The sequence below is a fragment of the Jeotgalibacillus soli genome (assembly GCF_000829435.1).
GTDB lineage: Bacteria > Bacillota > Bacilli > Bacillales > Jeotgalibacillaceae > Jeotgalibacillus > Jeotgalibacillus soli.
The window spans coordinates 537,088-549,347 of sequence record NZ_JXRP01000018.1 but is presented as its reverse complement, the minus strand read 5'-3'; the positions used below and the strand labels follow the sequence as shown (position 1 = coordinate 549,347).

General features: G+C 40.0%; 11 protein-coding genes. All 11 read right to left on the bottom strand.

From position 1 onward, the window contains the following. Positions 1–93: 93 nt before the first annotated feature. The 11 genes from KP78_RS13070 to KP78_RS13025 all read right to left on the bottom strand — a co-directional run bounded on the left by KP78_RS13070 (position 94) and on the right by KP78_RS13025 (position 12,139). On the bottom strand, positions 94–795 hold the full coding sequence (locus KP78_RS13070; RefSeq protein WP_041089562.1) for a GntR family transcriptional regulator: 702 nt from the start codon (positions 793–795) through the stop codon (positions 94–96). 159 nt (positions 796–954) lie between these two features. Next, positions 955–1,131 (bottom strand): GapA-binding peptide SR1P, encoded by a 177-nt coding sequence (locus tag KP78_RS19615; RefSeq protein WP_235420926.1) that lies wholly within the window; start codon positions 1,129–1,131, stop codon positions 955–957. 68 nt (positions 1,132–1,199) lie between these two features. Beyond that, a complete protein-coding gene (locus tag KP78_RS13065; protein ID WP_041089560.1) occupies positions 1,200–2,168 on the bottom strand; it encodes a 2-hydroxyacid dehydrogenase in 969 nt (322 codons plus the stop codon). Further along, positions 2,169–2,879 (bottom strand): RraA family protein, encoded by a 711-nt coding sequence (locus KP78_RS13060; protein WP_052474810.1) that lies wholly within the window; start codon positions 2,877–2,879, stop codon positions 2,169–2,171. It lies immediately after the preceding gene. A gap of 14 nt (positions 2,880–2,893) precedes the next feature. Then, positions 2,894–3,673, bottom strand: a complete 780-nt coding sequence (locus tag KP78_RS13055) for an enoyl-CoA hydratase/isomerase family protein (protein ID WP_041089558.1) — start codon at positions 3,671–3,673, stop codon at positions 2,894–2,896. Further along, a complete protein-coding gene (locus tag KP78_RS13050; RefSeq protein WP_041089556.1) occupies positions 3,670–5,421 on the bottom strand; it encodes an FAD-binding protein in 1,752 nt (583 codons plus the stop codon). Before KP78_RS13050 ends, KP78_RS13055 begins: the two co-directional genes overlap by 4 nt. Before the next feature lie 4 nt (positions 5,422–5,425). Then, positions 5,426–7,021: an acyl CoA:acetate/3-ketoacid CoA transferase gene (locus KP78_RS13045; protein WP_052474809.1), complete on the bottom strand. Its 1,596-nt coding sequence runs from the start codon at positions 7,019–7,021 to the stop codon at positions 5,426–5,428. Positions 7,022–7,071: 50 nt separating this feature from the next. Beyond that, positions 7,072–8,211 (bottom strand): acyl-CoA dehydrogenase family protein, encoded by a 1,140-nt coding sequence (locus KP78_RS13040; RefSeq protein ID WP_041089554.1) that lies wholly within the window; start codon positions 8,209–8,211, stop codon positions 7,072–7,074. 134 nt (positions 8,212–8,345) lie between these two features. Continuing rightward, positions 8,346–9,806, bottom strand: a complete 1,461-nt coding sequence (locus tag KP78_RS13035; protein WP_041089552.1) for an aldehyde dehydrogenase family protein — start codon at positions 9,804–9,806, stop codon at positions 8,346–8,348. A gap of 11 nt (positions 9,807–9,817) precedes the next feature. Continuing rightward, positions 9,818–10,987, bottom strand: a complete 1,170-nt coding sequence (locus KP78_RS13030) for an iron-containing alcohol dehydrogenase (protein ID WP_041089550.1) — start codon at positions 10,985–10,987, stop codon at positions 9,818–9,820. 99 nt (positions 10,988–11,086) lie between these two features. Further along, positions 11,087–12,139, bottom strand: coding sequence for a TRAP transporter substrate-binding protein (locus tag KP78_RS13025; RefSeq protein ID WP_052474808.1), 1,053 nt, complete (start codon positions 12,137–12,139; stop codon positions 11,087–11,089). Positions 12,140–12,260 lie beyond the last annotated feature (121 nt).

Here is a 12,260-nt window from a genome sequence, read left to right as displayed (position 1 = left end):
TTAGTAGCCGGTCAACTGTACGTTACAGCGAATCAATAGAAATAGACCTGGTTTTCACCATGTCTATTTCTGCTCATTATAATTGAACATGCTCTATCTTTTTCCAACTCTTGAACGATAATATTGTTCATCTAATTTTTCCAATTCTTTATTGGAAAGTATTTTTTTCTTAACAAACTCCAAATGAACGCCGAACGCTTCTATACATTGCGCCGTATCCTTATGGATAAATGCATCCAAAATTGGTTTATGGATCAGAGCAAGTTCATTTATATCTTCAAAATATACTTGACTGGTCAGGTACCAAACGCGATTTGCTTTAGCACTCAGTAATTCCCATATCTTAAACATAAAAGAATGGTTGGCAAGCTTATAAATATACGTATGGAACATTACGTCCGCATTTCTAATTTTGTCAACGTCCTGGAGCTTTCCTGCTTCCAACATGTTTTCAAATAATGATTGAAGGTTTATAATGTCTTGTTCTTTCGCATTTTCAATGGCAAGTTGAATTGCCAATGGCTCCATTTTTTCACGAAAGCTGTAGAGTTCTCTAATGTCCTTTAGAGAAAGATTGGATACAAAGGTTCCTTTATGACGCATACTTACAACCATTCCATCCTCCTTAAGTCTTAAGAAGGCTTCACGCACAGGTGCCTGGCTGACACCATGCGTATTCGAGATATCCAGTTCCGTAATACGATCACCTGGCTTTAATTCACCTTTAATGATCGAATCTTTGATTAAATGGTAAATTTGATCCGCAAGAGAGTCCTGCTTCACTCTTTTCCCCATCACTTCACCTCTCGTTTTATATATTTTATCGATAATCGGTAATTATGATAAAGTATAATATTATGTACCATTGAAATCAAATAATATACAACCTAAAAGAAATTAGCAGCAACAATTACAGATTAACGATCATTGAAAAAACAACAATACATGGGCAGATTAATAGGAGAGTACCTTTGACTTGTTATCGTTCAACAATGACACCTGATCAATGCATTGTTGCTGTTTACAAGTTGAATAGTAAACGACCACTTTTTTCGTTGCCACACTATCGATTTGCTTCCCGCAGCATTTACATACAATGGTACCCATCGCTACTCGAATATTGTCAGTCATCATTATCCGCCCTTTCGTCTGTCGTTTACACGAACTGCATTCTTTGAAAGACTTGATAAAAATACTATTTATAATTTGTTTAATAGGTTTGGTGGTGTATCACCTTGTAAACCAGCAATTAAATTTGTTATTGCCAGATCTGCCATTTTCAAACGTGTAGCAATACTCGCGCTGCCAATATGAGGAAGGCTCACGACATTTGGCAATGCTAGAAGTGGATGATCCAAGGGTACAGGTTCTTTTTCGAAAACATCTAGTCCTGCCCCCCAAATCTCTTTATTTTCAAGCGCATGATAAAGAGCATCTTCATCCACAATTCCACCTCTAGCTGTGTTAATTAGGATGGCATTTTTTTTCATTAACGACAGCTCATTCTCACCTATCAAATTTATTGTATCCGGTGTATAGGGTACCATGAGGCAAATAAAATCAGATTCCTTTAATACATTTTCAAAGGATTTATAGGTAATACCTAGTTTTTTTTCTTGTTCAGCTTTACGGCTTCTGTTGTAATAAATAACCTTCATGTCAAACCCTTTTGCACGTTTTACTAATGCTTCCCCAATTCGTCCGAGTCCAATGATTCCAAGTGTAGCCCCGTGAATGTCCTGGCCTGTCAGCTGCATCGGAGACCATGTTTTCCAGTCACCATTTTCCAAATAATAGGAGGCTTCAATAAGACGGCGTGCCGTTGCCATTAAGAGCGCAAACGTTAAATCAGCAGTCGTTTCCGTCAGTACACCCGGGGTATTTGTGACCATGATTCCATGCTTTGTTGCACTTTCAAGATCAATATTGTTAAAACCAACCGCCATATTTGCGATGATTTTTAAATTTTTTGCTTTTTTGATTAGTGACTCATCGACCGTTTCTGTTAACAAACAGAGCAAACCATCAACTTCTTGAATTTCATTTTCTAACACTTCATAGGTGACAGGCGTTTCTTCTTCTTCCCACATTTTCACCTCGAAGCGCTCACGAATTTGGGTTATAACCTGATCTGGTAGTTTTCGTGTAATATAGACTTTGGGTTTCATTTAGTGCTCCCTACCGCTTGCAACAGCTTTGGAAGGTTCAATGATTTCACAGCCCTTTTCATTTAACAATTGATCAACCCAGGTTCGATCAACTGTCCCTTGTTCGATTGTGTCAAAGATTTCCAATTCGTTTGCGGCCATATTATTAGCTATTTGAAGGATTTCTTCTGCTTGATCCGCAGGTACAACAACGAGTCCATCGTCATCTCCAACAATAAGATCTCCTGGGTGAATCAGCATTCCTCCAATCGAAATTGGCACATTCACTTCACCAGGCCCATCTTTATAGGGACCACGATGCGTTATGCCTTTCGCATAAACTGGGAATGTATCATTTTTAAATGCGGCTACATCACGAATGGCACCGTTTATGACAAACCCTGCAATTCCATTTTTTTCTGCAATTCTTTTCATAATTTCGCCAACAATCGCATTTGTTGTGTCACCACCCGCGTCCACAACAATTATATCTCCCGGTTCAGCAAGATCGATGGCTTTATGAACCAACAAATTATCTCCTGGTCTCGTTTTTACCGTTAGTGCAGGACCGACAAGCTTTCCTTCTTTATGGTAAGGTCTTAGTTCAGGGCCCGCTGCACTCATTCGTCCCATATTGTCACTAATATGAGGTGTTACAACATGTTTAAATTGCTCTACGATCTCTTTATCTACACGTTTTTCAAGGGGTAGCACCCTAAATCCTAAGCTCATTAATATCCCTCCGTTTAGTAGCGATTCTTTACATTGTGCTGGTACACTGGCTTTCTTTTTTCAAAAAATGCCTGGATAGATTCTTGTATATCCTCTGTTTGATGAAGAGCAGAAAAATAATCCATCCCTTTATGGAAAAATTGTTCGGGGTTTTTGTACTCATTTACGGCTTGCTTGATTGTTTTAATCGTTGTAGCTGAATAGGAGGCAAGAAGCGCTGCCACTTTCTTGCCTTCTTCTTCAAGCGCTGTTCTCTCAACCACTTTATTAGCCATCCCAATTCGGAACAATTCAGCTGCCGTCATTTTTTCGCCTGTTAAAAAGAGAAAAGATGCATTAGCCTTTCCACACAACTGAATAAATCGTTCAAATCCGCCATTACCAGGATACACAGTTCGAGAAACTTCCGGATAACCAAATACAGCATCGTGAGCAAACAAGCGAATATCAAATGCACTTGCTAATTCAGCACCACCCCCAAGAGCATTTCCTTGAACAGAAACGATGGTTGGCTGCGGTGTGTTCATAATGGCTTGGAGCATTTCATGTCCTTCGATCCACGCTTTCTTGCCTTCGTTATTTTTGACTCTCTCAGGAAATTCCTTCAAGTTCGCACCACAGCAAAAATGCTCTCCAGCAGCTCCAAAGTAAATTACATTGACCTCAGTATTTCCAGCTAACAATTGAAAAGCTTCTTTTATCTCACGTTTGATTATGTTTGAGAGCAAATTTAACGGAGGAGAGTCAAGTACCACAAAAGCAATTCTGTCTTTAATTGAAACGGTTACATTCATAGGTGTACTTCATTTCTTTTGTCTTTCCGTTGGTCTGGCCAATTTTTTGTTTTTACTATCATTTCATTTTCTTCTTCAACCACATAGATGCTCTTTATCCAATTGGTATCATCTTTTTCCGGATAATCCTCACGGAAGTGGCAGCTTCTGCTTTCCGTTCGTGCTTGTGCAGAGATCACAATTGATTTTGCTGTAATGAGCATATGCTTAAAATCAATTGCTGCAGAGAAGCTGCTTTCATCGAGTTTAAATTCTCCTGCATTAAGCGCTTTCTCAAGCTCGTTTATATGAGACAACGCTGCATTTAACCGGTCCTCGTTGCGGATGATTAGACAATTTTTATACATATTATCCTTTAGAGATTGAATGGCTTCGTTTAAATCTTTGTTTCCTATACTCTTTTCAATCCACTCATTTAGCGGTGCCAATAATTTTGCTGCCGCTTGTTCAACATTACTCGTAATTGTATGTTGTTTTGAATGTGCAGCTGCTGCATTTCCTGTACGATGGCCAAAGACCTGACCTTCTGCTAAGGAATTTCCTCCTGGACGGTCTGGTCCGCGAAGTCCTCCCGCTGTTTCTCCTGCAATAAATAAGCCTGGAACTTTCGTTAAACCATCCGGTGTTTCAATTAATGCTCCACCATTCATACACTGAGCAATAAGAGCGACTTCAAATTGATCCTTAAAAATATCAATTCCTTTCGCTTTTAAGACACCATTTGTTTTCGGCATATTTTGTTCAACAATCTCTTCTGATCCTGGTGGCATTGTGCCCCATACCCCGCCATTTGGCGTTGGGTATGCTTCCATTTCCTTCTGAATTGATGTATCAAAATAAAACGCATCGCTTGAGATTGTAAATGGAAATACTTTTTCCTTGTAAACATTATCGATATCAATGTGTGAAGGTACGTACTTTGAGAAAATCTCTTCACCTTTATTGTTCTTTAAAATCGGTTTTGTTCTCCAGACTGGACCAGATAGTAATGTAATAGAAGGTTTAATGGCAGCTGGTCCGATTTGGATAAACTCCATATTAATTAATGGTATTCCAAGCTCATAAGCCATCGCGTATCCATTTCCGATCATTTCTGCTGTTCCTACTGCATATTTGTACACGTGCTGTGCCCCGCCGCACGCAAGGATGACGGATGGCGTTTTGTACAGGATCAATTCCTTTGTTTCAACATTAATTGCAAGAGCACCTGAGATGTTGTTATTTTCGTCCGTTACTAATTTGAATACTGCTGTATGCTCATCAATCGGCACACCATTATTCTTAATTTGTTTTGAAAGTGCTACAAGAATATGACGGGCAGTGACGCCATTTACCCGACAAGTTCTTGGATAGGTTGCAAAATCACTCATCCCTTGCACTAGTTTACCGTTCTCTTGTTTATCGAAATTCAAGCCAATATTGATAAGGTCTTGAATGCGATCTGGTACTTCAGAAGCTAGCGCCCAAACGAGTTCCGGATCAATAAAGCCTCTTCCTGCGTCAAGTGTATCTTCATAATGAATTTCTGGTTGATCACGCTCATCAGCATGTCCAATGGCAGCGGCAATCGCGAGTAATTCAGAAAAGGCTGTGGCAGTCGAACCGCCTCCAAGCCATTTTGACTTAACAGCGACACGAATCTCTGCTCCTGCCTCAACAGCAGATAGAGCGGCTCTTGCTGCCGCTCCTCCTCCGCCAACAACGAGTACGTCCGTTTCAATAATTCGATCAATTTTATAATTTGACACTCTATTACATCCTTTCCATAACAACTTCACTTGTAGATTGTTTGAAATAGCTTGACTTCATTTCTTTCAAATCTGGTGAGATCGAAACCTTGCAATCAACATTTGCCAGAATATCCTTTTCTACATCGACACCCGGTGCGTGTTCAATGAGAAGTAAGCCATCCGTCTCTAAACGGAAAACACAGCGCTCTGTAATATATAGAACTTCTTGCCCTTTCTTAATGGCTTCAGCTGCATTAAACGTCATATGTTCAATGGACTCAACAAATTTCTTATGTCGGCCTTCATTTTCGATCTTTAACTGTCCGTCTGCTACAGACACCTTTAATCCACCGCTTGTTAATGTTCCACAGTAAAGAATTTTAGGTGTTTTATGGGTAATATCAATAAACCCGCCGGAGCCTCGATAAATCCCATTAAACTTACTAACGTTAACGTTGCCAGAACTATCGATTTGAGCAAAACCAAGCAATGTTGCAGAAAGTCCTCCGCCTTGATAAAAATCAAAGATTTGCGGTGAAGTAACGAATGCATCTGGATTTATATGAGCACCGAACACTTCTACACCCATCGGCACACCGCCAATTGCCCCGTGCTCTAAAGAAAATGTAATGTCTTTAAAGAAATCCTGTTCGATGGCTAGCCGAGGCAAATCAACCGGAATTCCCACGCCTAGATTAACTGTCATGCCTGGTTCAATTTCTTCGGCAGCTCTTTGTAAAATGACTTTTTTTTCATCAAGCGGAAGCGGCTTTCTTAATTGACTCATAGGCTTTCTTGTTTCACCTGTCCAGCTCGGATCATGCCCCTGCAATAGACTCTGTGTTTGTTCTTCATCGATTACAATGGCATCAACTAAAATACCAGGAATCTCAACAGATCGTGGATGAAGAGTATTATTCTCCGTTAAACGTTTAACTTGAGCAATAACGTAGCCGCCGCTTGCTTTAGCAGCCATTGCCATTTCAAGCCCGCTAAGTGTAGTTGGTTCATCTTCTAGCGTAATATTTCCATTTTCATCAGCGGTCGTTCCTCTAATGATCGCAACATCGATCGGGAAAGACGGGTAGAATAAATGCTCTTCTCCATTAATTTCTATCAATTGATTAAGCTCAGTTTTCGTAAAATCATTTAAGCGACCGCCATCAAGTCTTGGGTCAACATATGTATGTAACCCAGCTTTGGTAAGAAGACCGGGATGTCCCCCTGCAATGGATCGAATAAGCTGAAAAAGGGTGCCCATTGAAAAGTTATACGCTTCTATTTCATTATTCCGAATCATACTAGTTAGATTCGGACTTTCTTTAACATTGAAACTTCCACTGACAAGTCTTTTTAACATTCCTTTATAGGCAACATGCTCAAGTCCAGTGCTTTTTGTTGGATCCCATCCTACTCTCACTGGGGTAATAACCGATAAATTTTTTGGTTCAGCTGTGGCTAAGAATCGTTCACCAAGTGCAGCTAATACTTTCTCGGGGCAGAGAATGGAGATTAGACCTCCAATTGTTAACGTTGCATCGTTTGGAATTCTTTTTACTGCTTCATCAGCTGAAATGACCTTGGATTTGCTTTTTTCTATTTGAGATGTTGTCCCCATCCTCATGACCTCCCAGAAATTTTTAAATATGATTTTTTGACTATTATTTATTACTTACGCTGATCGAATCTTCTCTCCAAGACATCTGAAGCTAGCATTGTTTTGTGAACCTGCAATGTACCGCCAGCAATTGATGCCGCACGTACGCAGCGATAGTACCATTCAAGCGGGTATTGTTTTGAATATCCATATCCGCCGTGAAGTTGGATACACGTATCGGTAATACGCTGAGATGCATCAGCTACAAAGATTTTTGCAACACTCACAGCATTTTTATCCGGTTTATTATCAGCAGCAGCTTCTGCCGCGCGATAAAGCAAGGTTCTGGCAGCTTCCAGCTCTACATACATATCTGAAATCATCCACTGCACACCTTGAAATTCAGCGATATCTTTACCAAACTGCTTTCGCTGTTTTACATGGTCCATCGTACGATCGAATGCTGCTTGTGTAATTCCAAGCGTTTGTGCTAAGAAGCCCAAGCGTACACCGTTGTATACACCCATTAATTTCTTGAAGGCATTGTCCGTTACAAGGACATTTTCCTTTGGCACAATAGCATCTTCAAAATAAAGTGCACACTGGATTTCACCGCTCATGTTTTCCTCATTTGGTCCAATTGTAAAACCTGGTGTTCCGCGTTCAACAAGTATGGCACCAATGTCTGAAGTTCGACCAGAATTACCAAAACGAGCGTACACGACAAACAAATCTGCAAGATGAGCATCACTAATAAATACTTTTGATCCGTTTAAACGGTAGTGATCACCTTCATCAACAGCCGTAGTGGTCATATCGGTTGCAGCACTTCCTGCTTCCGGTTCACTCATTCCTAGCGCCACAAAAAGTTTTCCTGATGTTACTTGAGGAAGGTATTTTTGTTTCTGCTCTTCATTTCCTAAATGGTTAATAAAGGAAGAGATTCCCATGCTTGCGTGATAAGCATGGCGACCACTTGTAGGACATACTCTGCAAAGCTCTTCAATGATTAGTGCTGCTTCAAAGAGATCAAGATTCATCCCCCCGTATTCTTCCGGGAGGGTTAACCCTAAAAATCCATGATCAGCAAGTTTTTTTGCATTGCTCCAAAACTCCTCGCCTTCTAGCCATCCTGTAGCTGGTTCTAATTTTTGCTTCGCAAAGTCTCTTGCTACATCTTTCCAATTTTGTTGGGCTTCCGTAATTGCCATATAAATCCCCTTCCTTTTAAGTAAATAATTATGAAAAATATTATATATTATCGATAATGATTGATTGCAAAAGCTTATAAATATCATCCTTTTCAGTAGATATGTGCAGCTAATGTGATTAACTTACATTGAAGTTAGTTCGCATCATAGACAACTTTTAAATCTGTAAAGAAATCCTTTGCCGTGCTCCCAATTGAATAAGGACCAACAGCAGAAGCTTTCAATCCTCCAAATGGTGCATGAGATTCACTGATTGTCCCATTGTTTACATGAAGCATTCCTGCTTCTGCTTGTGAAACAAATTGATCAACGTAGTCTTTATTTTTTGTGAAGCAAGAAGCTGCAAGTCCATACTCACTGTCATTCATTATCTCAATTGCTTCAGAGAAAGTATCAGCGGTCATGACTGATAATACAGGACCAAATATTTCTTCCTTAGCAATTCTTGAATCGGGTTTTACATTTGTAAAGATTGTTGGCTGGAAATAGTACCCTTCTTTATCCTGTTTGGAAATTTCTCCACCAGTAAGCAGCGTAGCGCCTTCTTCATGACCAATTTTCACATATTGCTGTGTTGTTTCCAGCTGATCCTGTGATACGAGAGGACCCATTGATGTCCCTTTTGCAAGTCCATCACCGATAACATAAGCTTCCGCTTTTTCTTTTAGTGCAGCATATACACGATCTGCATCCTTTTCATTAATAACGATTCGGCTGATCGAAGTACATCTTTGTCCTGCTGCAGCAAATGCAGCACCAACGATTTGAGCAACTGCTCCTTCAACATCCGGGTAGTCATAAATAATCGCTGCGTTTTTCCCGCCCATTTCAAGTTGTACTTCCACTAATCGTTTTGATGCCTGTTCGTAAATTCCTGACCCTACACCGGTTGAACCCGTGAAGGTAATCCCTCTTACCTTTGGATGGTTAACGATTTGATTTCCAACACTTCGTCCAGATCCAATGATAAGATTTAAAACACCAGCTGGCAGTCCTGCTTTTTCAAACAGCTCTGCAATTTTTGCACCCATCGCCACTGTCACACTTGCAGGCTTGAAAACGACTGTATTTCCAGCAGCCAGTGCAGGAGCAATTTTTCGCAAAGGGGTGACCAATGGGAAATTCCATGGAGAAATCGCTGCGATTACACCTCTTGGAACACGTACTGTGCGAATTTGAACGTTTTCACGTTCACTTGGCAACGTTTCTCCAGAAAGTCTAGACGCTTCACCAGCGGTAAATCGTACTTCACTGATCGTTTTATTTACTTCACCTAAAGATTCACCAAGTGGCTTTCCCTGTTCCTTTGTTAAAAGCTCTGCAACCTCATCTTTATGTGCTTCTAATAGTTCTGCAAATTTATAAAGGTATTTAGCACGGCTAATAGCAGGAACCTGTGACCATGATTTGAATGCTTCTTGTGCCGCTTCAACTGCGTTATCGGCATCCTCTGTTGTTGAGTTTGGGCAAATCGATACGATTTCTTCAATATTTGCCGGGTTTTCTCTATTATATGTCTCATTATTTGATGAAGGCACCCATTTACCGCCAATATAGTTTTGAACTGTAATAGGTGTGTTTTTTACTGTAACCATTCTCTCACCTCTTATTTAATAGTGTTAATAATAGAAACCAAATCTTTAACTGAAACCTGTCTTGGATTTGCATTCGCGATTCCGCTTGCGAATGCTTCTTCAGCCACTACCTGAACTTCTTCATCGGATAATTCAATGTTGATTTCCTTCAGTGTTGTAGGAATTTCTAAGTCTGCGATCAACTCTTCAACCGCCGTTACAGATTTAGCTGCAGCTTCGCGAAGTGATAGACCTTCAACGTTTTCTCCTAGCTGTACTGCGATATTTTTAAACTTTTGGAAATTAGAGCTTACATTATATTTCATGACAATTGGCAGAAGTAAGGAGTTTGCTAATCCATGTGGAATTTTATAGCGTCCGCCAAGTGGATGAGATAACGCATGCACTGCTGCTACCCTTCCCCAAATAAATGCTGCACCAGCAATTGTGCTTGCTAGCATCATATTTGAAGCCGCTTCAATATTTGTGCGATCCGCAGCAAACGGTCTTAAGTTCTTCCCGATCAGTTCAATTGCATAAAGCCCTAATGCCTCTGTGATTGGCTGTGCTTGATTAGAAGTATATGATTCAATTGCATGACTTAACGCATCCATCCCGGTCATTGTTGCAAGACCTTTAGGGAGAGTGGTAAGCAATGCAGGGTCCAGTATCGCTGCTTTAGGATGCAAATGCTCGCTTAAAATCCCCATTTTGTATTTACGATCTTCATCCTTTAAGACCGTTGCATGTGTTACCTCTGAACCAGTACCTGCAGTTGTTGGAATCGCAATTACATTAGGACCTTTGTTTGGAATTTGGTTTTTACCTTCAAATTTGCTTAAGTCACCAGGGTTCGCTACAGCAATTGAAACACCTTTTGCCGTATCAATGGAGCTTCCTCCTCCAAACCCAATGATCGCGTCACAATTCCTTTCAATAAAAAACTGTTCAACCTTTTTCACGATGCGAATGGTTGGATCCGGTTCAACCTCAGTAAAAACTTCGTATTTAATTTCTCCATCTTTAAGGATCGATTCTAAACGATCAAGCGCCCCAGAGCTAGCAATTCCTTTGTCTGTACAAATTAGTACATTTTTATAGTTATATTTTTTAATAATTTCAGGCAATTCCTGAATGCGGTTCACACCGAAGTGGATTTGCGTATGTAGACCAAATTCAAAAGAGTCTTTAATAAGATTCATTACTATTCCTCCTGTGATTACGAAATCGATTTTATTGAAAGCAATTTCATTTATATAGAAAGCGGCACCTTAGTAACCGCTTTCATATTTCAACTAAAATTATTGTGCGTTTTCAACCTCTGCTAAAAACTCATCCAAGTATTCCTGACCGATTTCATCAGCGAATTCATCATATACACCTTGAACTGTTTCTACAAATTCTGCTTGCGCTTCAGGTGTTAGTTCTGTAATCTTTGTACCGCCATCAATAATCATTTGTTTATAGTTTTGATCTTCTTCTTGATTCAATTGACGCTGATGTTCACCTGCTTCATCTGCAGCATCCAATACAATTTGCTGTTCTTCTTCTGTTAATCCATCAAAGAATGTTTTAGAAATAACAAGACCCATAGGGTTATATACATGATTTGTAACCGTCATGTACTCCTGAACCTCGTAAAATCGATCCATTGCTGTATTTCCATATGGATTTTCTTGTCCATCGATCACGCCTTGCTGCATGGCTGTAAATAGCTCGGTATATGCCATTGGTGTTGGACTTGCACCTAATGTACTCCATGTCTCAATGTGTACAGGTGTTTGCATCACTCGAATTTTTAAGCCTTCAATATCTTCCACAGAAGATACTTCTCTTGTATTATTTGTCAATTGTCTAAAACCATTTTCAAAATAAGCGAGGAAAACTAGTCCCTCATCTTCTAGCAGCTTACCGACTTTCTCACCATAAGGTCCATCTAACACTTGATAGGCTGTATCCGCATCAGGAAATGCGAAAGGCAGATCATAAGCCAGCATTGGCGGTGCCCAGTTTGCTAGCATTGAAGTGGATACTCCTACAGCTTCTAATGTCCCGAACTGCAGTCCCTCGATCATGGCACGATCGTCTCCTAATTGTCCATTCGGATAAATTTCTACTGTTATATTACCATCCGTTTTTTCTTCTACTATTTCTTTGAATTTTTCATATCCCTTAAACAATGTGTGCTGTTCGTTATTTACGGATCCAAGTTTTATTACTTTTTCCGCTGAGCTGCCAGAACCTCCAGAATCTCCGGAAGCTTCGGTGTTTGAGCTATTTCCATCTGAACAAGCTGCCAAAATCCCCGATAATAGAATAAACGCCAGCAGAATGAAACCATTTTTCTTCATCATTCATTTCTACCCCCCTGTAAATACTCATGTTCGTTGCTTTATAGATTTCAATCGTTCCTTGTATCAGTTGTTTAATTACCCCTTAAAACAACCTTTAAGTATTATCGATAATCTATAATGT